This is a genomic window from Marinomonas sp. 63XJN7_7_ISO-PGPR-S23-202 (genome assembly GCF_056173505.1).
The window spans coordinates 2915988-2941658 of the sequence record NZ_CM149677.1 but is presented as its reverse complement, the minus strand read 5'-3'; the positions used below and the strand labels follow the sequence as shown (position 1 = coordinate 2941658).

23 protein-coding genes and 1 other RNA gene are annotated in these 25671 nt (G+C 44.3%); all 24 read left to right on the top strand.

Translation table 11 applies throughout. The features are described 5' to 3' along the window. Positions 1-7: 7 nt before the first annotated feature. The 24 genes from hflK to lpxC all read left to right on the top strand — a co-directional run bounded on the left by hflK (position 8) and on the right by lpxC (position 25632). On the top strand, positions 8-1252 hold the full coding sequence (hflK, locus tag AC0VYG_RS13655) for an FtsH protease activity modulator HflK (RefSeq protein ID WP_475428539.1): 1245 nt from the start codon (positions 8-10) through the stop codon (positions 1250-1252). Further along, entirely contained in the window at positions 1252-2139 is an 888-nt protein-coding gene (gene hflC / locus AC0VYG_RS13650; RefSeq protein ID WP_475428538.1) for a protease modulator HflC, read from the top strand. Before hflK ends, hflC begins: the two co-directional genes overlap by 1 nt. Before the next feature lie 117 nt (positions 2140-2256). Continuing rightward, a complete protein-coding gene (locus AC0VYG_RS13645) occupies positions 2257-2454 on the top strand; it encodes a DUF2065 family protein (RefSeq protein WP_475428537.1) in 198 nt (65 codons plus the stop codon). A 14-nt stretch (positions 2455-2468) separates the two neighbouring features. Continuing rightward, complete coding sequence (locus tag AC0VYG_RS13640; RefSeq protein ID WP_475428536.1) at positions 2469-3644, top strand: ATP phosphoribosyltransferase regulatory subunit; 1176 nt, start codon at positions 2469-2471, stop codon at positions 3642-3644. A 37-nt stretch (positions 3645-3681) separates the two neighbouring features. Continuing rightward, complete coding sequence (locus AC0VYG_RS13635) at positions 3682-4980, top strand: adenylosuccinate synthase (RefSeq protein WP_475432544.1); 1299 nt, start codon at positions 3682-3684, stop codon at positions 4978-4980. Positions 4981-5157: 177 nt separating this feature from the next. Next, on the top strand, positions 5158-5856 hold the full coding sequence (locus tag AC0VYG_RS13630; protein ID WP_067014940.1) for a response regulator transcription factor: 699 nt from the start codon (positions 5158-5160) through the stop codon (positions 5854-5856). Between the two features lie 6 nt (positions 5857-5862). Then, positions 5863-7209: a sensor histidine kinase gene (locus AC0VYG_RS13625; protein WP_475428535.1), complete on the top strand. Its 1347-nt coding sequence runs from the start codon at positions 5863-5865 to the stop codon at positions 7207-7209. Between the two features lie 86 nt (positions 7210-7295). Further along, positions 7296-7644: RNase P RNA component class A (gene rnpB, locus AC0VYG_RS13620), an RNA gene on the top strand. Positions 7645-7930: 286 nt separating this feature from the next. Next, positions 7931-8386, top strand: a complete 456-nt coding sequence (gene mraZ / locus AC0VYG_RS13615) for a division/cell wall cluster transcriptional repressor MraZ (protein WP_067015808.1) — start codon at positions 7931-7933, stop codon at positions 8384-8386. After that, entirely contained in the window at positions 8383-9321 is a 939-nt protein-coding gene (gene rsmH / locus AC0VYG_RS13610) for a 16S rRNA (cytosine(1402)-N(4))-methyltransferase RsmH (protein ID WP_475428534.1), read from the top strand. Before mraZ ends, rsmH begins: the two co-directional genes overlap by 4 nt. Beyond that, positions 9314-9592, top strand: a complete 279-nt coding sequence (gene ftsL, locus AC0VYG_RS13605) for a cell division protein FtsL (protein WP_475428533.1) — start codon at positions 9314-9316, stop codon at positions 9590-9592. Before rsmH ends, ftsL begins: the two co-directional genes overlap by 8 nt. After that, the gene (locus AC0VYG_RS13600) at positions 9589-11352 is read left to right on the top strand and encodes a peptidoglycan D,D-transpeptidase FtsI family protein (protein ID WP_475428532.1); all 1764 of its coding nucleotides are present in this window, start codon (positions 9589-9591) and stop codon (positions 11350-11352) included. The genes ftsL and AC0VYG_RS13600 overlap by 4 nt, the downstream gene beginning before the upstream one ends. Continuing rightward, positions 11353-12834 (top strand): UDP-N-acetylmuramoyl-L-alanyl-D-glutamate--2,6-diaminopimelate ligase, encoded by a 1482-nt coding sequence (locus AC0VYG_RS13595; protein WP_475428531.1) that lies wholly within the window; start codon positions 11353-11355, stop codon positions 12832-12834. Next, entirely contained in the window at positions 12828-14174 is a 1347-nt protein-coding gene (locus tag AC0VYG_RS13590; RefSeq protein WP_475428530.1) for a UDP-N-acetylmuramoyl-tripeptide--D-alanyl-D-alanine ligase, read from the top strand. The genes AC0VYG_RS13595 and AC0VYG_RS13590 overlap by 7 nt, the downstream gene beginning before the upstream one ends. A gap of 14 nt (positions 14175-14188) precedes the next feature. After that, positions 14189-15271 carry a phospho-N-acetylmuramoyl-pentapeptide-transferase gene (gene mraY, locus AC0VYG_RS13585; protein ID WP_475428529.1) on the top strand — a complete coding sequence of 361 codons (1083 nt, stop codon included), beginning with the start codon at positions 14189-14191 and terminating at the stop codon, positions 15269-15271. A 12-nt stretch (positions 15272-15283) separates the two neighbouring features. After that, on the top strand, positions 15284-16636 hold the full coding sequence (gene murD, locus AC0VYG_RS13580) for a UDP-N-acetylmuramoyl-L-alanine--D-glutamate ligase (RefSeq protein ID WP_475428528.1): 1353 nt from the start codon (positions 15284-15286) through the stop codon (positions 16634-16636). Beyond that, positions 16633-17850: a putative lipid II flippase FtsW gene (gene ftsW, locus AC0VYG_RS13575; protein ID WP_475428527.1), complete on the top strand. Its 1218-nt coding sequence runs from the start codon at positions 16633-16635 to the stop codon at positions 17848-17850. Before murD ends, ftsW begins: the two co-directional genes overlap by 4 nt. Beyond that, positions 17843-18913, top strand: a complete 1071-nt coding sequence (gene murG / locus AC0VYG_RS13570; RefSeq protein WP_475428526.1) for an undecaprenyldiphospho-muramoylpentapeptide beta-N-acetylglucosaminyltransferase — start codon at positions 17843-17845, stop codon at positions 18911-18913. Before ftsW ends, murG begins: the two co-directional genes overlap by 8 nt. Beyond that, the gene (gene murC / locus AC0VYG_RS13565; RefSeq protein ID WP_475428525.1) at positions 18910-20334 is read left to right on the top strand and encodes a UDP-N-acetylmuramate--L-alanine ligase; all 1425 of its coding nucleotides are present in this window, start codon (positions 18910-18912) and stop codon (positions 20332-20334) included. The genes murG and murC overlap by 4 nt, the downstream gene beginning before the upstream one ends. A 4-nt stretch (positions 20335-20338) precedes the next feature. Beyond that, the gene (locus AC0VYG_RS13560; protein ID WP_475428524.1) at positions 20339-21277 is read left to right on the top strand and encodes a D-alanine--D-alanine ligase; all 939 of its coding nucleotides are present in this window, start codon (positions 20339-20341) and stop codon (positions 21275-21277) included. 7 nt (positions 21278-21284) lie between these two features. After that, complete coding sequence (locus AC0VYG_RS13555) at positions 21285-21962, top strand: cell division protein FtsQ/DivIB (RefSeq protein WP_475428523.1); 678 nt, start codon at positions 21285-21287, stop codon at positions 21960-21962. A gap of 76 nt (positions 21963-22038) precedes the next feature. Next, on the top strand, positions 22039-23313 hold the full coding sequence (gene ftsA, locus AC0VYG_RS13550) for a cell division protein FtsA (RefSeq protein ID WP_475428522.1): 1275 nt from the start codon (positions 22039-22041) through the stop codon (positions 23311-23313). 39 nt (positions 23314-23352) lie between these two features. Continuing rightward, positions 23353-24594: a cell division protein FtsZ gene (gene ftsZ / locus AC0VYG_RS13545; protein ID WP_475428521.1), complete on the top strand. Its 1242-nt coding sequence runs from the start codon at positions 23353-23355 to the stop codon at positions 24592-24594. Between the two features lie 120 nt (positions 24595-24714). Further along, on the top strand, positions 24715-25632 hold the full coding sequence (gene lpxC, locus AC0VYG_RS13540) for a UDP-3-O-acyl-N-acetylglucosamine deacetylase (RefSeq protein ID WP_475428520.1): 918 nt from the start codon (positions 24715-24717) through the stop codon (positions 25630-25632). Positions 25633-25671: the final 39 nt, after the last annotated feature.

Below are 25671 nucleotides of genomic sequence, written 5' to 3'. Positions count from 1 at the left end.
ATGTAGTATGGCCTGGAATGAACCGGGTAATAACGACAAGGACCCGTGGAATCCTGATAAGAGCCGTAACGGTGGTGATCGCCCTGACGGTAAAGATAAGGAGACTGGAAACAGTGACCCATGGGGTCGCCCAACGGGTGGAAAAGAACAAGGGCCGCCAGATTTGGATGAAGCGTTTCGCAAACTTATGGATATGCTTGGCGTGAAAAAATCGCGCCGGGGTGGATCCGGTGGCGGTAATGGTTCGGGGCTTTCTGGCAAATTCAATCGCAGCCTGCTTGCCATCTTGGTGGTTGGCTTGTTCGTGCTTTGGGCGGCGGCAGGTGTTTACCAGATTGACCAGCAAGAGCGAGGCGTTGTCCTTCGTTTGGGCAAATACTACGAAACGGTTAAGCCTGGTTTGCATTGGAATCCACCATTGATTGACCATGTTACGAAAGTGAACGTGACAAAAGTTCGTTCTCTTGATCATAAAGCGTTAATGCTTACGGTAGATGATAACATTGTTGAGGTGAGTGTATCTGTGCAATATTCGGTACAAAACCCTAAAGATTTCCTATTAAATGTGAAAGATCCAGAAGAATCGCTTGCTCAGGCAACTGAGAGTGCTTTGCGGCATGTTGTTGGTAGCTCTGAAATGGATCAGATTTTGACAGAAGGTCGTGAATTGCTTGCGACAGAAGTGAAAAAACGTTTGCAGGATTACATGAGTGCTTACGGAACAGGGTTGTTAATCTCTAAAGTTAACGTTGAAAATACTCAGGCTCCGACTCAGGTGCAGGCTGCATTTGACGATGTTATCAAAGCTAAAGAAGACGAATTACGTGTACGTAATGAAGCGGAATCTTATGCGAATAGTATTATTCCGAAAGCGCGAGGTAATGCGCAGCGTATTCGTGAAGAGGCAGAGGCTTATCGCTCCGAAATTGTTGCTCGCGCCAGTGGTCAAGCGGATCGTTTCGAACGTTTGTATCGTGAGTATGTGAAAGCACCAAAAGTGACTCGTCGCCGTCTCTATCTTGAAACAATGGAAAATCTTTATAAGAACACCAATAAAGTGGTTATTGATACGGAAGGTGGTAACAACATGATGTACTTGCCGCTTGACCAGTTGATGAAAAATCAATCGTCATCGAAAAAGCTTGATGCAAATAAACTTGATCCTGATGGTGTGAGCGCACTAACAGATCAGGTGATTAATGAGATTCGTAAGCGTCAAGGAGCATCGACAACTAGGCAGGGGAGAAACTAATGAAAGGAACTTCTTTTGCAATTTTATTTGCTGCTTTAGTTGCGATTCTAATCGCGTCTCAGTCGATGTACGTGGTCAACGCAACGCAACGTGCTGTTGTTTTACGATTTGGTGAGATTGTTGATCCTGATGTTAAGCCGGGTCTTCACTTTAAAATTCCGATTGTGAATGAGGTGAAGAAATTTGATGCGCGTATTCAGACAATGGATTCTCGTCCCCAGCGTTATTTAACGTTAGAGAAAAAAGCCGTTATCGTGGATTCTTATGTTAAGTGGCGGATCGAGTCCGTTTCTAAGTTCTATCAAGCAACATCTGGCGATGTGTTTGTCGCAAACCGAGTGTTGTCTTCTCGCGTTGATACAGGGCTTCGTAACCAGTTTGGTGAGCGTACCATGCATGAAGTTGTGTCTGGTCAACGTGATCAATTGATGACAGAGCTTCGTGACAAACTGGATAAAGTGGCACAGTCTGAGTTGGGTATCAAAATTATTGATATTCGTGTGAAGCGCATTGATCTTCCGCCAGATGTTAGTGAGTCTGTTTATCAGCGTATGCGGACGGAACGTGAACGTGAGGCTCGTGAGCACAGGTCGAAAGGTTTAGAGCTTGCTGAAGGTATCCGAGCGGATGCTGATCGTCAGCGTGTTGTTATTGAAGCGGATGCTCAGCGTGATGCTGAAATGATTCGTGGTGATGGTGACGCTAAGGCGGCAGCGATATACTCTAAAGTGTATAAGCAGGATCCTGAGTTCTATGACTTTTATCGAAGCCTTCAGGCTTATCGCGATAGTTTCGAAGGAAATAAAGATCTGTTTGTCATTCAGCCTAATGGTGAGTTCTTCAGATACTTGAATAACTCCAATGGTAAAGAAAAAACAGCTAAATAGAATAGTAATATTCAAAAATATTGGGCTATGAGACCTATTTGTTAAAATAGGAAACATGGTATTATTCTACAAACCGGGTTATGCCCGGTTTTTTAATGGTCAAAATAAAGAGAGTCTATGCAGGAATTGTTGCAGTCGATGCTTATTGGCGTCAGCCTGTTATTGATCGCCGAGGGGATTTTACCTTTTTTAGCGCCTAATTTGTGGCGAGAAATTATGGTGAGAGCGCTCGCAGGTTCGGATCTGAATTTGCGCATTCTGGGCGCGGTTAGTATGTTTCTTGGATTAACGCTCCTTTTACTGACCCGAAGCTAAGAGGAAATAGATTAATGACATTAGCAGATCGTTGGTTACTTCCTGAAGGGGTTGATGAAGCGTTGCCTAAAAAAGCGGCGCAAATTGAACACCTTCGAAGAGCCCTGCTGAATCTCCATGAAAGTTGGGGATATCGCTTAGTAATTCCACCTCTTTTAGAGTATCTAGACTCTCTTCTTACAGGGGCTGGTTCTGATCTAGAAATCGAAACCTTTAAAGTTATTGATCAATTATCCGGTCGCTTGCTTGGTATTCGTGCAGATTTTACTTCTCAAGTGTCCCGTATAGATGCCCACTGTCTAAAAGGCGAAGGTGTTCAGCGTCTAAGTTATTGCGGTAGTGTGTTACGTACCATGCCCGCGGGACTGGATGGTACGAGAAGCCCTATTCAGTTGGGTGCCGAGCTTTATGGTCATGGCGGCGTAGAAAGTGACATTGAAGTCTTGTCTTTGATGCTGGAAACCCTAAATGTTGCAGGTCTAAATAATTTGGTATTGGACTTGGGGCATGTGGATGTGGTTCGGGGTGTGCTTGATGCCTGTCACTTATCTAAAGATCAAGAAGCGAGATTGACTGAGTTTTATAAATCTAAAGACTTGCCCGAGTTGGATGCTTATGTTGCAGGGCTTGATGTGACTGAAGAGCAAGCGGGTTGGCTTGTTTTATTGCCTAGATTGTGTGGCGGCTCTGGTGTACTTGATCGTGCTACGGTAGGGTTGTCTGGTGTAGGAGCTTCTGTTTTGGATGCGATTGCCTTGCTTAGTAAAGTAAGCGCGCTTATTTCTCGTCGTTATCCGAATGTTGGGCTGCATTTTGATTTAAGTGATTTGGTGTCGTACAGCTATCACACAGGCCTGCTTTTTGCGGCTTATGTTCCAGGTCATGGTAATGCCATCGCTCGGGGTGGTCGTTATAACAACATTGGCGAAGTATTTGGTCGCTCACGCCCTGCAACAGGTTTTAGTACTGACGTTAAGGCGTTGGTTGCGTTGGTGGATTTTGAGGTGGCGACGCCCAAAACGGTGCTGGCGCCTATTTGTACCAGTGATGCTGTATGGCAAGCCGTGAAAGCTCTGAGAGCAGAGGGTTACCGTGTTATTGAAGCGCTGGACGATGCTTGGGCAGGTCGTGTTGATTTTGTGTTGAAATTTGCTGATGATGCTTGGCAACTAGTGCCTGCAGAGAAATAGATCATCCTAAGAATTATTTTGAATGAGACCTGATATTATGGGTAAGAATGTCGTTGTTTTGGGCACCCAATGGGGTGACGAGGGTAAAGGTAAAGTCGTTGATTTGCTGACAGAAGATGTGGCGGCGGTTGTTCGGTTTCAAGGTGGCCATAATGCAGGGCATACGTTGGTGATCGACGGCAAGAAAACGGTTTTGCATTTGATTCCTTCTGGTATTCTGCGTGAAGGTGTGCAATGTGTTATTGGTAATGGTGTGGTTTTATCGCCTTCTGCACTTAAGCACGAAGTGCTTGAGCTTCAGGAGCAAGGGGTGCCTGCCATTGATCGTTTGAAGATTAGTGCAGCCTGTCCTTTGATCCTTCCTTATCATATTGCAATGGATCAAGCTCGAGAGCTTGCCAAGGGTGAGAAGAAAATTGGTACCACTGGCCGTGGTATTGGACCTGCTTACGAAGATAAAGTGGCGCGCCGTGCTATTCGGGTGGGGGATTTGTTGGATCCTGAGCGCTTTGCAAGTAAGTTAAAAGAGGTGCTTGAGTACTACAACTTTATTTTGACTAACTATCATAAAGTTGAGCCAATTTCTTACTCTGAAGTGTACGAAGAAGGGTTGGAAATGGCTGAGTTCCTTCGCCCAATGGTAACCGATACAATTTCTCTCCTGCATAACTTGAGAAAGTCTGGTGCCAATATTATGTTTGAGGGGGCTCAGGGGTCTCTGTTGGATGTGGATCATGGTACCTATCCTTACGTTACCTCGTCGAATACCACCGCTGGTGGTGCGCCGGCAGGGACGGGATTTGGGCCTTTATACCTTGATTACGTGCTGGGGATTACAAAAGCTTATACTACCCGTGTCGGTTCAGGGCCTTTCCCGACAGAGTTGTTTGATGGAGATGGTGAGCGCTTAGGTACTCGTGGCCACGAATTTGGTGCAACAACAGGGCGTTCGCGTCGCTGTGGTTGGTTTGATGCTGTCGCACTGCGTCATGCTGTACAGATTAACTCTGTTTCAGGTATGTGTCTGACTAAGTTGGATGTACTGGATGGGTCTTCTGTTATTAAAGTGTGTGTGTCCTATACTGATGATAAAGGCAATCCTGTTGCTGGTTGTTTAGTCGACAGCGAAGGCTATGAGCAAGCTTGTCCGGTTTATGTTGAGTTGCCTGGGTGGGAAGAGTCGACTGTCGGTGCGGAGAGTTTTGAGGCGCTGCCTAAAAATGCACAGGACTATATTCGCTTTTTGGAGGAACATGTGGGAGTGCCTGTTGATATTATTTCCACGGGGCCTGATCGTTTAGAAACTATTGTTTTACGTGACCCTTTTAAGCAATAATTTGAATATACTTTTGTTCTGTTTTGACTGTAAGGTTCATTTTATTAGCATTAATTGTAAATAGAGTGAAAAAGGGGGGCTGTCTTTTTTGAACTCTAGGGTAGTATTTACAATTGACATTACGGCGCAAGAATAAAGCTGTAAAATAATAAACTTACTGGAAGAGAGATTCTGAATATGATGAAGATATTGCTTGCAGATGATGATGCGCGTTTATCGGACTTGATCAAAGAGTATTTTGATGGAGAAGGTTATGATGTTGCACATGCTTGGAACGGTCGTGAGGCTCTTGAATTAATGGCAGAGGAAATGCCTGATATCGTTATTCTTGATGTCATGATGCCGGAGTTGGATGGGTTTGAAACACTAAAACAAATTCGAAACAAAAGCTCTGTCCCTGTCATTATGCTGACGGCAAAAGGGGATGATATTGACCGTATTCTTGGTTTGGAAATGGGGGCAGACGATTACTTATCTAAGCCGTTTAATCCTCGTGAATTATTGGCTCGTATTAAAGCGATTTTACGTCGCGCTAGTCAAGAGAAGGAGGACGATCCTACCGCAGACATCGAATTGTCTGGTGTATTGTTGCGTCGTAAAGATCGCAGTGTGTTTTTGGAAGGTGAATTAGTCGAATTGACGACCTCTGAATATACGTTGTTAGAGTGTATGTTGATGGCGCCAGGTCAGGTATTGACTAAGCAAGAGCTTTCAGAAAAAGCCCTTGGCCGTAAGTTAACTATGTATGATCGCAGCTTGGATATGCATATTAGTAATCTTCGTAAAAAGATTGGCAATTTAGAAACTGGAGATCCTCGTATTAAAACTGTTCGTGGTGTGGGTTATATTTTTGTTGCCAATGAACAGGGTGCTTAATACGTTATGAAAAATACCTTTTTGCGAGTGTTTCTGGTGGTTTTGTTGTCCAATACGGTTGTGGTGAGTATTGGTTTAACAATTGTTCAGTTTGTCCAGAAACATAACCAAGTATCGGCTGATTTATTGGGTGATATTGGTGTGCAATTGGTTGCTAGCTATGAAAAATTTGGACTGGAGTCTCTTAAGGAAGAGGCGAGAAAGGCTGAAAAACGTCTTTCAGGTAGTATTTATTTATACCAAGAAAATGGGCGTCCTTTACTAAAGCCATTGCCTAAAAATTTCCGAGATAGTAATACCGCTGCGACGGATTCTCCTTCGGATTCCAGTGGGGATTTGGCAAGAGTCGATGGGCGTCCATCTGCCGATTTTTTACATAGTCAATTTATTCAAGTTATTGGTGCGAATAATGTCCAGTACTTGTTGATATTTAAACCTAATCCTGAAATTAATTCGTTAGCTCCAGAACTTGTTATCGGTTTTTCTTTATTAGGGTTGCTTGTTTCAAGCGGTGTGTTGGCTTATTGGTTATTAGGTCCATTGCTAAAACTTCAGAGTGTTGCTCGTTTGTTTGGTCAGGGTGACATGACGGCTCGAGTTGAAGATAAGTTAGTCAGGCGAAGTGATGCAATTGGTAAGCTGTCTCGAGAATTTAACCAAATGGCTGTGCGCATCGACACTTTACTGTCTTCTAAGGAGCGTCTAATGCGAGATGTTTCCCATGAGTTGCGTACTCCACTTGCGAGGATTGAAGTGGCTTTAACCATAGCTGAAGATAAATATGGCATGGAGTTGCAAAAAAGTTATTTGGCGCGAATTCGGACCGAATTGCATGAGTTAGACGAGTTAATAGGTCAGGTATTAACTTTGAGTCGTCTCGAAGCGGCAGCGTTAAGTAAGCAGAGGGTGGATTTCCAGCGGTGGCTTGAAGAAATTGTTGAAGATGTCAGTTTTGAAAGTCAGTTAAAAGGGATTTCAGTGGTTAAGTCGGGGACGAACCCCAAAAGCTTGTTGGGAGATCCACTCCAATTACGTCATGCGATAGAAAACGTGCTGCGTAATGCTTGTTTTTATGCTGGAAAAGGGGGGCTGATTGAGGTTTCCACGGAAGAGAAGGATGATCACGCGTTTATTTATATTCGTGATAATGGACCGGGTGTGCCTGACGAAAAGTTAGAAAAAATATTTCATGCCTTTTATCGCTCCTCAGAAGCGCGTGAAGCAAACAGTGGTGGCTTTGGCGTCGGTCTGACTATTTCTAAACGAATTATTCGTGCTCATAAAGGTCAAATAGAAGCCAAAAATAGACCGGAAGGTGGTTTGGAGGTGTGCTTCAAGATTCCACTGGCGTGATGTTTTATTTTTTTGATGTCGAGTATTTTGCTTGGCATCAAAAAAATCCTTGTTATTTTCCATACTGGTAAGTAAGATGCGCGTCGCAAGTTGGCTAGGCAGTCGCCGCTCAATCTATTGAGGGGAGGAAAGTCCGGGCTTCGCAGGGTAAAGTGCCAGGTAATACCTGGGGGGCGTGAGCCTACGGAAAGTGCAGCAGAAAATATACCGCCTAAGCAGTTTACTGCCGGTAAGGTTGAAATGGTGTGGTAAGAGCGCACCGCGCGACTGGCAACAGCTCGTGGCAAGGTAAACCCCACTTGAAGCAAGACCAAATAGGAACTCTTTGGCGTGACCCGCGCTGAGTTCGGGTAGGTTGCTAAAGACGTGCAGTGATGTACGTATTAGATGAATGACTGTCCACGACAGAACCCGGCTTATCGGCCAACTTGTGTTTTTCTCCCTTCTTTTATTCTATTTGAAGAGTGCCATTTCGGTGCTTCTTTTGATTTTACTTTTCTGGCTATCTTATCCCTACTCTATTTGACATGAACAGACTTCTTTTTATGTCAAAAGTGTCGTTTTGTGGGTCTTTTCTGTTTTTTCTCTGTTTTCTCCTTCTAATTAGTCGTCCTTACAAAATCATTTCGTCTATTTTTGCCTATTTGGTTGGTTTTTTTTTACTCTTTTAAAGAAATAGTGTTAAATTGTGGGATAAAGTGTCGTTAAGTGGGATATGACAATGTTTCGTGGGATCCATCATGTAAGTGTTGATGCAAAAGGGCGTATGTCCTTGCCTACACGCTTGCGCGATGAACTTGCCCAATACGAAGACGAAGGTGTTGTTGTCACTATTGATCCGGCTTCTAAGTGTTTGCTGTTGTATCCGCTGATTGAGTGGGAGCAGATCCAGGAGAAGCTGGATAAATTGCCAAGCTTTCAGCCACAAGCACGGCGTTTACAGCGTTTACTTGTAGGTCATGCAACGGATTTAGATGTGGATAAAGCAGGCCGTATTTTGTTGCCTGCTCCGTTGCGAGACTTCGCTAACCTTGACAGAAAAGTGACTCTCTTGGGTCAGGGTAAAAAAATTGAAATATGGAGTCAGGAAGAGTGGGATGCACAGCGAGACGATTACTTATCTCAGGATTCCATAGATAACTTACAACTTGAAACCATGATGGATATCTCTTTATGACAGACACCGTGCCAGAACATATCAGTGTCATGCTGAACGAATCCGTTGATATGTTGGTCACCAATGTGGATGGTCTTTATGTTGACGGCACTTTTGGTCGAGGAGGTCACACGCGCTTGGTGTTGGATCGTTTAAAGCAGGGCCGTTTATTGGGGTTTGATAAAGACCCAGTGGCGATTGATTTTGGTAAAGCCTTACAAGAGGAGGATGAGCGCTTTTCTATTGTTCAGGATAGCTTCGCCAATATGACCGACCATATCGTGACCTTTTTTGGTGGCGATAAAGTGGATGGTGTCATGATGGATTTGGGCGTTTCTTCACCGCAGCTAGATGATGCGGAGCGTGGCTTTAGTTTTATGAATGACGGCCCTTTGGATATGCGTATGAATCCAAATAAAGGGGAAAGCGCAGCACAATGGATTGCCCATGCTCAAGAAAAAGAGATTGCCGATGTGATGTATCAGTTTGGTGAGGAGCGTTTTTCACGACGCATTGCAAAAGCCATTTGCGAGTACCGCGCTCATACACCAATTGTGAGCACTCTGCAGTTAGCCAAAATAGTAGCAGAGGCAAATCCTGCTTGGGAAAAAGGTAAAAACCCAGCAACTCGTGCTTTTCAGGGTATTCGTATCTTTATTAATAACGAACTAGGCGATTTAGAAGTAGGGCTTGAAGCGGCAGCTGAGGCATTGAAAGTAGGTGGGCGTTTGGTGGTCATCAGCTTTCACTCTTTAGAAGATCGAATTGTTAAACGCTTTATGAAGCTGAAATCTAAAGGCCCAGAGCTGCCGCGCCATTTGCCTATTCAGAATGCTCATTTAGATATTAAGTTTAAAACCATTGGTAAAGCAATTAAGCCATCTAAAACGGAAGTTAGTGATAACGTCCGCTCTAGAAGTGCTGTATTGCGTGTTTTGGAGCGAGTCAGTGACTAGATTTCAATTTTCCCCATGGCCTTATTCGGTTGGCGTTGTGCTGTTGTCCATCGTTTCGATTCTGGTGGTAGAACAGGTTTACAGTTTCAGGATGGATTACGCACATCTTCAATCGCTGAAACAAGATGAATCCAACTATGAGGTGACATGGGGGCAATTGTTGCTAGAACAAAGCGCATTGACTCAGCCAAGTCGTTTAGAGCAAGCGGCGGTAAATCGCTTGCATATGCATGCACCCACTAAAGAAGAAATAGTTATCGTTAAACCATGAGTATTGAAAACGGTAATCACCGTCCCGATAAATGGCGTTTTAGGTTTGTATACGGCATCGCATTTATCTTATTTGCCGTCGTTGCAGGTCGCTTATTTTATTTGACTGTTATTGATAAGGATTTTTTACAAAATCAGGGAGAGATGCGCGCCGTTAGAACGGAAACAATCCCTGCCACACGCGGCATGATTTTAGATCGCCGTGGTGAGCCGTTGGCTGTCAGTGCGCCAACGTGGACTTTGATTGCTAATCCCAAAAAACTGTGGAATATGGATCAAAACCCCGAAAAAGGTGAGACGCCTGAGCAGGAAATCAATCGTTTAGCTGATGCGATGGGTGTTGGTCACTCTTGGTTGACAAATAGATTCGAAGCCAATAAAACACGCTCTTTTATGTACTTGAAGCGTCAGATTTCTCCCCATGAAGCGGATAAAATTATGGCCGCCCATGTTATTGGTGTGACAAAACGTAAAGAGTATAAGCGTTTTTATCCAGCTGGCGAAATGACGGCGCAAGTGGTTGGCTTCACCAGTATTGATGATAAAGGCCAAGAAGGGTTGGAGTTGGAATATAACTCTGAATTAAAAGGCTCGCCTGGAAAACGTAGTTATATTAAGGACCTTTCGGGGAATGCCATTCGTCCAATTGGTCAAGATATTCCGGCGCGTCCAGGGGAAAATATCCAGCTTAGTATTGATATGCGCTTGCAGTATTTGGCTTATCGGGAGCTTAAAGCGGCGGTGACCGAGAACCGTGCTACATCGGCTTCTGCGGTTATTTTAAACGTCAAAACAGGTGAGATCTTGGCGATGGTGAATCAGCCATCTTACAATCCTAATGACCGTTCGACTTTGGATTATGATGAGTTGCGTAACCGCGCGGTTATTGATTTGTTTGAACCTGGTTCCACGATGAAGCCTTTTACGGTGTCAGCGGCCTTGATGTCTGGTCAGTATAATACGGAATCCATTATTAATACGTCGCCAGGTTATTTACGCGTTGGGCGATTCACCATTCGTGACGATGGTAACTATGGTAAAATTAACTTAGAAAAGCTGTTGGAGAAGTCCAGTAACGTTGGGGCGTCAAAAATCGCTTTTTCTTTGCCTCCAGATAGTATTTGGAAGGTGGACCATTCATTAGGATTTGGTTCTTCAGTTGGGATTGGGTTCCCAGGTGAAGTGTCTGGGGTTTTGCCAACACACGCTAGATGGCGTCCTGCAGAGCTTGCGACCTTATCTTATGGTTATGGTCTATCTGTTTCGACGTTGCAGCTTGCTCAAGCTTATATGACGTTGGCTAATGGCGGTTATCGTGTTCCTGTGACTATTTTTAAACAAGATGCCCCACCGAAAGGTAAGCAAGTCATTCCACGAAAGGTCGCGAAAAGTGTTGTTAAAATGCTAGAAGGGGTAGTGCTGCATGGTTCGGGTAAGCGGGCGCAGGTGCCTGGTTACCAAATTGCAGGTAAAACGGGTACGGTTCACGTCGTGGGTAACGATGGTTATCAGTATGATGAATACAATGCCATTTTTGCTGGCATTGCTCCAGCCTCGGATCCTCGTTTAGTTATGGTGGTGATGATCCATAACCCGAAAGGCCGTAACTATTATGGTGGTGAAGTGGCCGCACCAGTGTTCGCTCGAGTCATGCGCGGGGCGCTGCGAACATTAAATATTCCACCCGATATGCCCGACGGGTTACGAGAAGTGAAAGTTGATAGCAAAAAAATTCCCTTTAGAGTGGCGCAGGGTAATTAAATGGAAAATTTAACGCATGCCCAATTGCTCAGTTTTTCAGCTGTTGAGCAAACAGGCAATACGACTGATTGTTTCTATACACATCTAGAAACAGACAGTCGCAACATAGACGCTTCGGGCGTCTTTTTTGCCCTTCCGGGGGTGGCAAGTCATGGTTGGGATTATTTGGATAAAGTGGCGTCATTGGGCGGCCGTGTGGCGGTTGTGCCTCGTTACCTTAATTTGTCTCATCCGGTTTTAGAGCTTATCCATGTTGAAGAGCCAGCCAGTGTTTTAATCAAGTGTTTATACCATATGGTTGGTCTTCCTCCTAAGCACCTGGTGGCGGTGACAGGGACAAATGGGAAGTCGTCAATCTGCTTTTATCTTACACAGATGGCGCAAGCCATTGGCTTTTCCAGTGGGCTGATTGGCACATTTGGCGTGGGGCCGCTGGACCAGCTTCAAGAAGCTCGACAAACCACGCCTGACTTGTTGTCTATGCATCAATTATTGAGTCAAATGGCCGAGCAAGGGGTTGATTTTGTTGCCTTTGAGGCCTCATCACACGCCCTTGATCAAGGGCGTTTATACGGTGTTCCTTTCCAAACAGCTGTGTTTTCAAATTTGTCCCGAGATCATTTGGATTATCACGGAACAATGGAGGCGTATGCACAGGCCAAACGTCGTCTTTTTTCTTTTCCGACCGTTGAGCAAGCGGTTTTGTGTTTGGATGACTCTCAAACTGCATTTATGGCGGAGGCTGTGACGGATAGGGCGAATACCTTCTACTACAGTGAGTCCAATGAAAAAGCGGATTTCTATGTGAAGGATTTGCAGTTTCATCCTGCAGGGTGTGAGTTTATCTTGTGTCATCCTCAGGGTAAAACGTCGGTATTTTTACCTTTATTGGGTCGTTTCAATGTTCAAAATGCCCTTGCTGCCTTGGCGAGCTTATGGTCATTGTCCACGAATAAAGCATTGCTTATTTCTGCGCTAAAAGAGTTAAAAGGTGCGCCTGGTCGGATGGAGAAAGTATTGGCAGGGGATCTTTCAAGTGTCACTAATAGACCAACGGTTGTGGTGGATTATGCGCATACTCCTGATGCATTAAAAGTGGCTCTTGAAGCGTTGAAAGAGCATTCTCCAGGGCGCGTGATTTGTGTGTTTGGGTGTGGAGGAGATCGAGATCGTGGTAAGCGTCCCATTATGCTGAGTACAGCGTTACAGTATGCTGATGATGTTTGGTTAACCTCTGATAACCCAAGAACAGAAGACCCTGAGCAAATTATTCGTGATGCTGTTGAGGGAGTATCGGAGCATGCTGTTTATCGAGTTGAAGTGGATCGCCGAGTCGCAATCGTCAAGGCGATTGCCAGTGCTGATAACAGAGATATTGTTTTGATCGCTGGTAAGGGACATGAAACCTACCAAGATATCCAAGGGGTTAAACACCACTTTGATGATAAAGAAGAAGCGTTGAAGGGCTTGGCATTATGTTAATCGATATGACTCTTTCTGTCGTTGCTGAAATATGTGGCGGGCAGTTGATGGCAGATGATCGGCTTTTTACAGATGTTGTAACCGACACGAGGAAAGTTGCAAAGGGGGCTTTATTTGTGGCGATCAAAGGGGAGCGCTTCGATGGCCATGATTTTGCTCAGGACGCGATTAATCAAGGAGCCGTTGCGGTTTTGTCTGATCGGGAACTGCCCAATCTTCCTTATGTGAAAGTGTCTAATACGGTGGATGCCTATGGTCGAATCGCCCGGTATGTTCGGGATGCATTTCATGGCAGCATTATTTCAATAACGGGAAGTAATGGTAAAACAACCGTAAAAGATTGGTTAGCTCAATCTTTTGTTGGGCAAAATGTGTTAAAAACTCGCGCCAACTTAAATAATCAAATTGGCGTGCCCCAGACTTTATTGGAATTAATGCCCCAGCACGATATTGCTGTTATTGAGGCTGGAACAAGTTTTCCGGGTGAAATCAAAAAGTTATCCTACAGCATTTATGCTGATGTGGTGATTTTAACCAATGCAAGTGGCAGTCATTTAGAAGGATTTGGCAATTTAGAAGGAATCGCGATAGAAAAGGGCGAACTGATTACCGGGGCGAAAGAGTCGGCAACGGTCATTCTGAATGCGGATGATGGCTTTTTTGATTACTGGTGTGGTTTGGCGGCAGGGCGTCAGGTTTTGTCATTTGGGTTTTCTTCTACTGCGCATTTGTATGCCAAAAACATTCAGTTAAATGCGCAAACCAGTCATGCTGTATTTTGTTATCAGGGTCAGGAGATTGATGTTGAAATTGGTTGCGCGGGTAAGCACCAGATTGCTAATGGTATGGCGGTGGTGCTGGCACTGATCGCGACAGGGACAGGGTTTGTTGATGCAGTCAAGGCGCTTCGAACACCTGTTCAGGTAAAGGGGCGATTAGAGCGGTTAACAACAAAAAATAACGCCTTGTTAATTAATGATTGTTACAATGCGAGCCCAAAATCGGTGGAAGCAGCAATTGATGTGCTGACCATGCAACCCGTCGAGAAAACGTGGCTAGTATTAGGCGCTTTGGGGGAGTTAGGCTGTCAACAAGATGAAATACATGCCTCGCTAGGGCGGTATGCAAGAGCAAAAAATGTATCGTGTTTAGTGAGTGTTGGGCCTATTGCCGCGATTGCTGCTAAAGCGTTTAAAGACGCAGGTGGTGAGGTCGTCATGTGCCAAGACCATAGTGAAGCGGCGGCTGTGATTCAGTCGCTTAATGAAGCACATGCCATTTTGATTAAGGGGTCGCGCTCTTCTCAGATGGAAAATGTGATTGATATTATAATGAATTAGGAATAAATCCTCTCATGCTACTCTTGTTGACCGATTACTTGAGCAAATACTACACTTTTTTTTCTGTATTCAATTACCTATCTCTGCGCGCTATTTTGGGCGTCTTGACGGCCTTAGCCATTTCTTTGTTAATTGGTAATCGAGTGATTTCCTTATTGCAACGTTTGCAAATTGGTCAATCCGTGCGCAGTGATGGCCCCCAGTCCCACTTAAGTAAGGCTGGCACACCAACTATGGGTGGGGCTTTAATTATCTTTTCTATCAGTATCAGTACCTTATTATGGGGAGACTTACATAACCGTTATATTTGGCTAGTACTGATTGTGATGCTGGCGTTTGGCGTTGTCGGTTGGGTGGATGATTACCGTAAAGTGGTGGAAAAAAACTCGAAAGGCTTACCTGCGCGCTGGAAATATTTTTGGCAGAGTCTTATCGCCATCGGTGCTGCTTGCTATTTGTATTCCATTGCGTCAACGCCTATCGAAACTTCGCTCTTAATTCCTATCTTTAAAAACTTAGCGATACCCTTAGGCCTATTCTTTATCGTTTTGACGTATTTTGTGATTGTGGGTACCAGTAATGCTGTCAATTTGACGGATGGTTTGGATGGTTTGGCAATTGTTCCAACAATCTTGGTTGGAGCGGCTTTAGGTGTGTTTGCATACCTTACAGGTAATGTGAAATTTGCTGATTATCTATTGATTCCATATGTGCATGGCTCTGGGGAGCTACTTGTTTTCTGCTCTGCTATGGTTGGGGCTGGCCTTGGCTTCTTATGGTTTAACACCTATCCTGCTCAGGTTTTTATGGGGGATGTTGGCTCCTTAGCTTTGGGGGCGGCTCTGGGGACGATTGCTGTGGTGGTGCGCCAAGAGTTGGTGTTGTTTGTTATGGGCGGTGTGTTTGTTATGGAAACCGTGTCGGTTATTTTGCAAGTGGCTTCTTATAAATTAACCAAGAGGCGTATTTTTAGAATGGCACCAATACATCACCATTTTGAATTGAAAGGGTGGGCGGAACCAAAAGTCATTGTACGTTTTTGGATTATTACGGTTTGTCTTGTCTTAATTGGTTTGGCCACACTAAAAGTTCGCTGATAAGGAGCTGATATGTCGTTAATTGGATCGGATCGAGTTAGAGCGGTCGTTGGTTTAGGGGCGACAGGGCTGTCTTGTGTACGTTTTTTGGCGAGCCAAAACATTGACTTTTATATAGTGGATTCTCGCGAGAACCCACCAGGGTTGGAGCAAGCCAAATCATTGTGTCCTTCTGAGCGCATTTTTACGGGTGGTTTATCTGTGCTTGAAACCTTGCCTGTGACAGAGCTGTATGTGAGTCCAGGCATTTCATTAAAAACTCCTGTGCTTGCCTCATTGGCGCAAAAAGGGGTGGCAATGCGTGGCGATATTGATCTGTTTTGTGATTACACCAATGCACCTTATGTAGCTATTACGGGTTCAAATGCAAAAAGTACAGTGACAACACTGGTTGCTTTTCTATTGGAGGCTTGTGGTAAAAAAGTCGTTGCAGGTGGCAACCTTGGTACACCGGCTTTGGATATGTTGAGCGCTGGAGTGGATTTTTATGTACTTGAGTTATCAAGTTTTCAGCTTGAAACTACACCTGCATTAAAGGCAGATTTGGCCTGTATTCTAAATGTGTCAGAAGATCATATGGATCGCTACGACGATTTGTATGAATACCAAAGAGTGAAGCAAAGAGTTTATCGAGGATGCAAGGCAGCAGTTTGTAATAAGCGGGATATTCTGACGGCGCCATTGTTGCCTGAAGGGGTGCCTGTGCGTGCATTTACCACTAAAAGCCCAGATTTAAATGAGTATGGCATGTTACCCGACGATGATAATGGAGCTTGGCTCTGCAAAGGTGTTCAGCGTTTATACCATACCTCCAATATTGCGCTACAAGGTTCCCATAATCATGCCAATGTTTTAGCCGCTCTCGCCATGATTGAGTTATTAGGGCAGGATGTTCTAGATCTAAGAATCGCAGAGGCATTAAAAACCTTCCGAGGCTTACCTCATCGTTGTGAAAATGTCAGAGTGCATCAAGGCGTCACTTATATTAATGATTCTAAAGGGACTAATGTCGGGGCGACGTTAGCAGCATTACAAGGCTTGGGCCATGCTTCGCAAAAGAATATTTTGCTGATTGCTGGTGGGGAAGGTAAAGGCGCTGATTTTTCTCCCTTGGCGAGCCCTGTTGCTGAGTTTGTGCGTAAAACATATTTATTCGGTAAGGATGCACAGACTATTAGCAAAGCTTTATTAGACACGTCTGAATATGCTTTTTTTAACACGTTAGATGACATTATTGAGGCGATTCGACAGGAGGCGCTAGAGGGCGATATTGTTTTGCTTTCTCCAGCCTGTGCCAGTTTGGATATGTATAAAAACTATGAAGTTCGTGGTGAACATTTTGCCCGCTTGGTTAGAGCATTATGAATCTGCTAGGTTTTTTTGATCGAGTTTCTTGGCGTGAGTTTAGCCAAGTGGATTCCATTTTTATCGCTTCTGTTGTGTCCTTGTTGGCGCTGGGAATTGTGATGGTATCCAGTGCCTCTATTTCTATATCGGTTGATCAGCATAACGATTATACCTTTTTTATGTGGCGCCAGATTCTGTATTTGGGAATGGGGTTAACGTTAGGTTGGGTGATGCTGTCGTTGCCAACGGATCAGTTGCAAAAGTGGGGCATACTGCTTATGGCTGTTTCACTGATGTTACTGATTATGGTGTTGCTACCAGGAATTGGTAAAACGGTAAATGGTAGTCGTCGTTGGATTAATTTGGTGGTGTTTAATTTGCAGGCCTCGGAAGTTGCAAAGGTTTGTATGGTTGTGTATGTATCCGGTTATCTGGTGCGTCGAGCAGAACGGGTGCGAAGCGGTTGGGTGGGCTTCTTCTTACCTTTATGCTTATGTAGTATTTTCCTGCTTTTTTTATTGTTTGAACCCGATTTCGGCGCTTCTGTGGTACTTCTGGGTACTGTGATGGCTCTGTTATTTCTTGGCGGAGCGCCACTTTATCAGTTTCTGTTGTTGTTGGCGGGCGCTATTTTGATGCTTGGGGTAGTGGCCATATCAGAAAGCTATCGTATGAAGCGTTTAATGAATTTTATTGACCCGTGGGCAGACCCATTTAATGAAGGGTATCAGTTAAGTCAGGCGTTAATTGCGTATGGTCGAGGTGAATGGTTTGGCCTTGGTTTGGGAAATAGTGTACAGAAACTGTCTTATTTACCAGAGGCCCATACCGATTTCGTTTTTTCTATTTGGGTAGAAGAAACGGGACTAATCGGTGGCATTGTTTTGATTTTATTATTTGGCGTAATGGTAAGTCGTGCCTTCAAAATAGGCAATAAAGCGATGGCTCTATCGCGTCCATTTGCGGGTTATGTTTGTTTTGGGTTTTCTATTCTGATTTTAGCTCAGGTGATTATTAACATTGGTGTGAATACCGGCTTTTTACCAACAAAAGGTTTGACGCTGCCTTTAATAAGTTATGGAGGCAGTAGTTTAATTATTACCTTGGCCAGTTTGTTTGTTATTGCACGGGTAGACATTGAAAATAAACGTATAGAGTCTGCTCAAACAAAACAAAATGAACAAACCGAAAAGCGAAACAAATCAACCAATATTGAGGCGAGTAATGACTGACATCAAACGTGTTGTCATTATGGCTGGTGGAACTGGTGGACATATTTACCCAGCACTGGCTTGTGCGCAACAATTTAAAGAAAAAGGCTTTGAGGTTTTTTGGTTGGGCTCTAAAGGCGGTATGGAAGAAACCTTAGTTCCCCAGCATGATATTGCGATTCATACCGTTTCTATTAAAGGAGTGAGAGGCAAAGGCGTGTTTGGGCTATTGGCGGCGCCTTTTCGGGTTTTACACGCAATTGGCCAAGCATTTGCTTTTTTGCAAAAAGAGAAGCCATCCGTTGTGTTAGGGATGGGCGGTTTTGTTGCTGGGCCAGGTGGGGTGGCTGCAAAGTTATTGGGAATCCCTTTGGTGATTCATGAGCAAAATGCCGTAGCAGGAACCACGAATAAGTTGCTTGCGAAAGTGGCTAATGTTAGTTTGCAGGCGTTTGATGGGGCGTTGCCACAGGGCATCCATGTCGGCAATCCTGTGCGCGCTGATATTTTGACGCAAGATGTTCGAGCCCCACGTGACACAATGGCTCGGCCATTAAAACTTTTGGTTGTTGGAGGCAGTTTAGGGGCAAAAGCCATTAACGATATTATGCCAGAAGTGTTAACAAAATGGCCTTTGTCTCAGCGTCTAGATGTGTGGCATCAGACTGGAAAGCGAAACTATGATGATGTCTTAGAGCTTTATAAAAAGGCGAATGTATCCGCTCGTGTAGAAGCCTATTTGGATAACATGAATCAGGCCTATTATTGGGCTGATATCGTGCTTTGCCGTGCGGGAGCGATGACGGTAAGTGAGTTAGCGGTAGCCGGGCTACCTTCTATTTTAGTGCCATATCCTTATGCCATAGACGACCATCAGACAGAAAATGCGCGCCATTTAGAGCGTGTGGGGGCGGCGTTTTTATTGCCACAACCTGAGTTAACAAGTGACAAGGTGATTGAGTTATTGGCTCCCTTGCTAGAGAACGAATCCATATTAGTAAAAATGGGAGAGCAGGCCAAAAAAGTTGCCCATCCCAATGCGACTCATGATGTAGTTGCAAATTGTTTAAGGTTAATAAAATGATAGGAAACAAGTTTCAGTACGATATCCCCACAATGCGCCGCATTCAAAATATTCATTTTGTCGGTATTGGTGGTGTCGGTATGTGTGGCATTGCAGAAGTGTTACATAATCAAGGGTATCGAGTGTCAGGCTCTGACTTAAAGTCCTCTGCAGTGACCGATCGTTTGGCTGAGTTGGGTATTAGCATCCATATTGGTCACCAAGAGAGCAATGTTCACGATGCACATGTCATTGTTGTGTCGACAGCCATTAATTTGCAAAACCCTGAAATCCAGTGGGGAAAAGAAAACCGTATTCCTATCGTTCGTCGGGCCGAGATGTTGGCGGAATTAATGCGTTATCGTCATGGTATTGCCATTGCAGGAACCCATGGGAAAACAACCACGACCAGTTTAATGGCGTCTGTGTTGGCGGCGACAGGTGAGGCTCCCACTTTTGTAATCGGTGGTCGTTTGACTAGTGCGGGTGCAAATGCGCAATTAGGCAGCAGTGCCTATTTGGTGGCGGAAGCTGACGAAAGTGATGCATCGTTCCTGCATTTGCTGCCCCAAACGGTCATTATCACCAATATCGACGAAGATCACATGGATACTTACCAAGGTGATTTTGAAAAAGTAAAACAAACCTTTGTTGAGTTTGTGCATAACTTACCTTTTTATGGCTTGGCAGTGGTGTGTGTGGATGATGCGAATGTTAGGGAAATATTGCCCTCATTGAGTCGTCCGGTACTGACTTATGGTATCGACGTTGAAGCGGATTTTTATGCGACAAATATTGTACAAACAGGCCGTTATTGTGAGTTTTTGGCGCACTGTCCTGATCAAGAACAACCACTAAACATACGCTTGCCTATGCCAGGGCGTCATAATGTTCTTAATGCGTTGGCAACTATCGCAGTGGCTTTTGATCTAGGTGTGGACCCCGTCGCTATTCAATCTGGTTTGATGGGCTTTGAGGGGGTAGGTCGCCGTTTCCAAGAGCAGACGCCGTTGGTACTTGAAGATGGCTCGCAAGTCATGTTTGTTGATGATTATGGTCACCACCCAAGTGAAGTGGAAGCGACAATTAAGGCAATTCGAGCGGGTTGGCCTGAGAAGCGATTAGTCATGGTCTACCAGCCACACCGTTTTTCAAGGACTCGTGATCTGTACGAAGATTTTGTGAGAGTTTTGTCGCAAGTGGATGTCCTTCTGTTGTTGGATGTGTACCCAGCAGGTGAGACGCCTATTAATGGCGCCGACAGTCGCTCTTTGTGTGGCAGTATTCGTCAGCGAGGTACCGTTGATCCTATTCATGTGGCTAATGCGTCTGATTTGCGTTCGATATTGTCTAATGTGCTAAAAAATGGCGACTTGATGATTACCCAAGGGGCGGGTGATATCGGGTTGATTTCAAAAGCCTTAGCAAGTAGTGGGATTTAGCTTTATGGCTATGTTATTAGAAGAAGCGACCATTGCCGTCATTTATGGTGGGCGTTCTGCTGAGCGTGAAGTCTCTTTACAAAGTGGGCCGCTCGTGGCAAATGGCTTGCAGGAAAAAGGTTATCAAGTGGTAACGCTTGATCTATACGGCCCAGAGGGACTGCTTGAACCTATACAACAATTGCAAGAAACGCATTTTGATTTGGCATTTATTGCGCTCCATGGTGGTGAAGGCGAAGATGGTCATGTACAGGCGTTACTGGATATGCTCGGTAAACCTTATACGGGAAGTTCACCTTTGGCATGCGGATTGGCGATGGATAAGGTGATGACAAAACGCTTTTGGCAGGGTATTGGCTTGGCAACACCAGCGTATCTATCGTTTGAATATGAAGCCGATGTTGATGTCATTGAAAAAGAATTGTCTTACCCCATGATTATTAAACCCTCAAGAGAGGGGTCGACGGTCGGTATTAATAAAGCCAATAGTCGCCAGCAACTGGAAGTGGCTTTGCAGAACGCGCTTGAGTTCGATTCTGATATTTTAATTGAAGAGTTTATCAAAGGCCCTGAGTTTACAGTGAGCATCATTGATGATGTGGCTTATCCTGCTATTGGACTCAAAGCGTCTGCTAGTCATGAATTGTATGACTATGAGGCCAAATATATTGCAGATGACACAGAGTATTTACTGCCATGTGGCTTAAGTGAAGATGACGAGAATGAGCTGCAAAATTTAGCGATGGAAGCGTATCAGTCATTAGGTTGTTCTGGTTGGGGGCGTGTTGATGTGATGCGCGATGAAGCGGGTCAATTTTGGGTGTTGGAAGTAAATACCTCACCAGGTATGACTACCCATAGTCTGGTGCCTATGGCGGCCGCGTATGTTGGTTTGGACTATGCCTCATTGGTTGAAAAAATTGCACAAAATGCTTGGGTGTAATTAAGGGATGAGAATAGCTGCGCTTATTGGTGCTATTTTATTGATTGTGATAGCCGTTTTTCAGGGTAAAGAGTCTCCGGAAAACTGGTTTGCTATTCATTCTATTGAGATTAAAGGACAGCTTAAATACAGCTCTCGTGATCAATTACAAAAAGATTACGCTAGTTTGCAGGGTAAAAGCTTGCTAACCACTTCTATTTCGCAGATAAAAGCAGTGACGTTGTCACCACAGTGGGTTCAAAGCGTCGAGGTTCGTAAAGTTTGGCCAAATACCTTGCAGGTGGTTGTGCACGAACATGAGCCGCTAGCATACTGGAACGATGGGCAAGTCATTACCACAGGAGCGGTGATTATATCGCCTAAAAGTATCCCTAATTTGCCGCTTCCTAAATTATTAGGGCCGAAAGATTCAAGTGATGTGGTATTAGAGCAATTTGGTTTGATTAGTCAGGTATTATCTTTAACCTCATTGCGTATTGATAGCTTGCAATTAAAGCCGCGTGGGGCGTGGGTAATCGTTTTTAAAAATGGAATTAAGGTAAAACTGGGCCGAGAAGATATTTTAGAAAGATTACAACGCTTTATAACGGTGTATAAAACCGATTTATCGGGTAGAATAGATCAGATTAGTTCTGTGGATGCAAGATATCCTCATGGTGTTGCAGTTGCTTGGAAAAAACAATGAAAACTTGGCCTGTTTGTTGCTTTTTTGAACAATGGACGGAAATGGTTATAACAGCGTTAAGTGCTGGGAAGGTTAAATGATAGTCGGTTTAGATGTAGGCACATCAAAAGTTATTTGTTTAGTCGGGGAAGTTCTGGCTGACGGTAGTTTGGAAATTGTCGGTATTGGCTCTCACAGCGCGAAGGGAATGAAGCGCGGTGTAGTTATAAACATAGAATCGACTGTTCAGTCTATCCAGCGTGCCGTTGAAGAAGCTGAGTTAATGGCAGGATGCAACATTCATTCTGTATATGTGAGTGTTGCGGGTAGTCATGTTAGAAGTTTGAACTCCCATGGCATTGTGGCCGTGAAAAATGGTGAAGTTCAACAAGAAGATATTGATCGAGTCATTGATGCGGCGCAAGCGGTACCAATTTCTTCTGATCAGCGTGTATTGCATATTCTACCTCAGGAATATCACATCGATTCTCAAGAAGGAATTAAAGATCCTCTAGGAATGTCCGGTGTTCGCTTAGAAGCCAATGTGCATATGATTTCAGGTGCCGCAAATGCGGTAATGAACGTAGAAAAATGTATCAAGCGTTGCGGGCTTGGTGTGGATGGTGTGATTTTGTCGCAACTGGCTTCTAGTGATTCTTCATTAAGCGAAGATGAAAAAGAACTTGGTGTTTGCTTGGTCGATATTGGCGCTGGCACATCGGATATCGCTGTTTGGTTGGATGGGGCGCTACATCATACGGCGGTTGTGCCAGTCGCTGGTGATCAGGTGACCAATGATATTTCTATGGCGTTAAGAACGCCAACGCAACATGCAGAAGACATTAAGATAAAATATGCTTGCGCTATGTCGTCTATGGCGAGCGGTGATCAAGCAATTCAGGTTCCAAGTGTGGGAGATCGTCAACCCAGAACGATTTCTCGCCATGCCCTTGCCGAAGTAGTTGAAGCAAGATATGAAGAAATTTATAGCTTGGTTCAAGATGAGTTAAGGCGCAGTGGTTATGCAGAGAGAATCCCTGCAGGCATTGTAATTACTGGTGGGACGTCTCTTATGGAAGGGGCGGCTGAATTGGCTGAAAAGGTATTTGATATGCCAGTTCGCCTTTCAGTGCCAGATTGTATTAAAGGAATGTCAGACATTGTCGATAACCCTATATATTCAACAAGTGTTGGATTATTGGCTTATGGAAGCAAAGAGGCTGAGATGACTGAGCCATCTGCGCAGACTATGTCTAAGACGCAAAATAAACGAGATTTATCAGTATTGGCTGCAAAAAAAGAAGCTAGGTCTTCCTTCAGTCCAGCGAAGGTATGGCACAATTTAAAGCACTGGTTTCAGAGTTATATGTAGTTAATAAGGGTATTGAATTAATAAAGGAGCGATAAGCCCATGAACGTCTTTGATTTAGCCGATGATAATGTATCCGATAATGCTGTTATTAAGGTTGTCGGTGTTGGCGGCGGCGGTGGTAACGCTGTCCGTCACATGCTTGAGAGTCAATTGGAAGGAGTGGAATTTATCTGCGCCAATACAGACTCCAAAGCCTTGATTGGTTTTGATACTGGTGTGTCTTTGCAATTAGGCTCAACCATAACAAAAGGGTTAGGCGCAGGCGCGAATCCTTCTGTTGGCAGAGATTCCGCGTTAGAAGATCAAGAAAAAATTACACAATTGCTAACAGGTGCCGATATGGTATTTATCACCGCAGGAATGGGTGGTGGTACTGGGACTGGAGCAGCCCCTGTTATTGCTAAGGTTGCACGTGAATTAGGGATATTGACTGTGGCGGTGGTCACTAAACCGTTTCCCTTTGAAGGTAAACGTCGTGCAAAAGTGGCAGAAGAAGGTGTTAAAGAATTACGAGATAATGTCGATTCATTAATAACAGTGCCAAATGAGAGATTGTTGCCAGTATTAGGTAAAAATATTTCTTTGCTGAAGGCCTTTGGTGAAGCGAACAATGTTTTGTTTAACGCTGTACAAGGTATTACTGACCTTATTATGCGTCCAGGCTTGATCAACGTTGACTTTGCCGATGTTAGAACCGTGATGTCTGAAATGGGCATGGCCATGATGGGTACAGGGTCTGCGTCGGGTGAAGATAGAGCGAGAGTGGCAGCAGAAGCGGCTATCCACAATCCTCTTTTAGAAGACATTAATTTGCGTGGCGCACGTGGTGTGCTAGTAAATATTACAGCCAACGAGGAAGTTGGCTTATCAGAGTTCACCGAGGTTGGTGGCATTATTGAAGAATATGCATCTGAGGATGCAACAGTTGTTATTGGTTGTGCAATTGATCCAAGTGTTGGTGATGAAATGCGAGTGACAGTTGTTGCGACTGGCTTAGAAGGTCGGATTAGCGCTGAAGAGGTACAAAGCGCAGTAGGTGATTCGGTTGTTTCTCAGCCAGAAAAGGTAAAGGTTGAATCAGTAGTTGAAGAGAAGGTTTCTGTTCAACCTGCGGCTTCACCTAAGCCTGTATTAACGCCTTCTGCTGTGAAGAAGGATGATGGGGTTGAGAAAAGCTCGGAAGTGGACAAAGGAGAATTGAATAACTCTTCGTCTTCTTCGAGTAGCGATAAATTATCGTATTTGGATATCCCCGCTTTTTTGCGTCGACAAGCTGATTAATTAATTTGTTTAATTTGCGAAAAAAAGAAGCAATGTTGAAGCGGTGAATTGTATAAAAATTACGATATTGATATTATTTCTCAATTGAGATATATCTTGTCATTGAAGTGTAGGAATCTAATGGTACGTCAACACACATTAAAAAACATTATTCGAGCTACAGGGGTGGGACTTCACTCTGGTGAGAAGGTGTATTTGACATTAAAACCTGCTCCTGTGAATACAGGCATCGTTTTTGTTCGCACAGACTTAGAGCCTGCGGTCGAAATACATGGCGATGCACGGGCAGTCGGCTCAACAAACTTCGCTACAGCTCTATGTAAGGGTGATGTGACGATTAGTACCGTAGAGCATCTACTTTCTGCAATGGCAGGGTTGGGTGTAGATAATGCCTACGTTGAAGTAAGTGCGAGTGAAATTCCGCTGATGGATGGTAGTGCGAGTCCTTTTGTATTTTTGCTGCAGTCTGCAGGTTTGGAAGCACAGAATGCTCCGAAGAAGTTTATTCGCATTAAGAAACCTATCCGTGTTGAAGAGGGTGATAAATACGCCACTCTGGAGCCGTACTCGGGTTTTCGTTTGTCATTTACTATTGATTTTCAGCATCCGGCGATTGGTGAAGATGTTCAACATACGTCTTTTGATTTCTCAGCAACGACGTTTGTTAAGGAAATCAGCCGTGCGCGTACCTTCGGTTTTATGAAGGATCTTGAATACTTCAAAAACAACAATCTTGCTCGTGGTGCGAACATGGAAAATGCCATCGTGCTTGATGATTACCGTGTATTGAACGATGAAGGTCTGCGTTATCGTGATGAGCTGGTACGTCATAAGGTACTTGATGCGATTGGTGACTTGTATTTGTTAGGTCACAGCTTGATTGGCGAATATAAGGCCTTTAAATCTGGCCATGCGCTAAATAATAAATTGTTGATTGCTCTTCTTGAGCATCAAGAGGCATGGGAATACGTTGTTTTTGAGAATGAGGAGCAAGAAAACCCTATCTCTTACGTTGATCCTGCTTTGGTGAGCGCTTAAAATTTAAGCAAATTCTCCTTCTACACAAAAAAGCCAGAC

Excerpts from the sequence above, each read along its gene's own strand:
- hflC (WP_475428538.1), top strand. The coding sequence starts at position 1,252 with ATGAAAGGAACTTCTTTTGCAATTTTATTTGCTGCTTTAGTTGCGATT.
- AC0VYG_RS13600 (WP_475428532.1), top strand. The coding sequence starts at position 9,589 with ATGAGTATTGAAAACGGTAATCACCGTCCCGATAAATGGCGTTTTAGG.
- AC0VYG_RS13590 (WP_475428530.1), top strand. The coding sequence starts at position 12,828 with ATGTTAATCGATATGACTCTTTCTGTCGTTGCTGAAATATGTGGCGGG.
- AC0VYG_RS13560 (WP_475428524.1), top strand. The coding sequence starts at position 20,339 with ATGGCTATGTTATTAGAAGAAGCGACCATTGCCGTCATTTATGGTGGG.
- ftsA (WP_475428522.1), top strand. The coding sequence starts at position 22,039 with ATGATAGTCGGTTTAGATGTAGGCACATCAAAAGTTATTTGTTTAGTC.
- AC0VYG_RS13555 (WP_475428523.1), top strand. The coding sequence starts at position 21,285 with ATGAGAATAGCTGCGCTTATTGGTGCTATTTTATTGATTGTGATAGCC.
- hflK (WP_475428539.1), top strand. The coding sequence starts at position 8 with ATGGCCTGGAATGAACCGGGTAATAACGACAAGGACCCGTGGAATCCT.
- murC (WP_475428525.1), top strand. The coding sequence starts at position 18,910 with ATGATAGGAAACAAGTTTCAGTACGATATCCCCACAATGCGCCGCATT.
- lpxC (WP_475428520.1), top strand. The coding sequence starts at position 24,715 with ATGGTACGTCAACACACATTAAAAAACATTATTCGAGCTACAGGGGTG.
- AC0VYG_RS13630 (WP_067014940.1), top strand. The coding sequence starts at position 5,158 with ATGATGAAGATATTGCTTGCAGATGATGATGCGCGTTTATCGGACTTG.
- AC0VYG_RS13640 (WP_475428536.1), top strand. The coding sequence starts at position 2,469 with ATGACATTAGCAGATCGTTGGTTACTTCCTGAAGGGGTTGATGAAGCG.
- AC0VYG_RS13635 (WP_475432544.1), top strand. The coding sequence starts at position 3,682 with ATGGGTAAGAATGTCGTTGTTTTGGGCACCCAATGGGGTGACGAGGGT.
- AC0VYG_RS13595 (WP_475428531.1), top strand. The coding sequence starts at position 11,353 with ATGGAAAATTTAACGCATGCCCAATTGCTCAGTTTTTCAGCTGTTGAG.
- rsmH (WP_475428534.1), top strand. The coding sequence starts at position 8,383 with ATGACAGACACCGTGCCAGAACATATCAGTGTCATGCTGAACGAATCC.
- AC0VYG_RS13645 (WP_475428537.1), top strand. The coding sequence starts at position 2,257 with ATGCAGGAATTGTTGCAGTCGATGCTTATTGGCGTCAGCCTGTTATTG.
- AC0VYG_RS13625 (WP_475428535.1), top strand. The coding sequence starts at position 5,863 with ATGAAAAATACCTTTTTGCGAGTGTTTCTGGTGGTTTTGTTGTCCAAT.
- ftsW (WP_475428527.1), top strand. The coding sequence starts at position 16,633 with ATGAATCTGCTAGGTTTTTTTGATCGAGTTTCTTGGCGTGAGTTTAGC.
- murD (WP_475428528.1), top strand. The coding sequence starts at position 15,284 with ATGTCGTTAATTGGATCGGATCGAGTTAGAGCGGTCGTTGGTTTAGGG.
- mraZ (WP_067015808.1), top strand. The coding sequence starts at position 7,931 with ATGTTTCGTGGGATCCATCATGTAAGTGTTGATGCAAAAGGGCGTATG.
- murG (WP_475428526.1), top strand. The coding sequence starts at position 17,843 with ATGACTGACATCAAACGTGTTGTCATTATGGCTGGTGGAACTGGTGGA.
- ftsZ (WP_475428521.1), top strand. The coding sequence starts at position 23,353 with ATGAACGTCTTTGATTTAGCCGATGATAATGTATCCGATAATGCTGTT.
- mraY (WP_475428529.1), top strand. The coding sequence starts at position 14,189 with ATGCTACTCTTGTTGACCGATTACTTGAGCAAATACTACACTTTTTTT.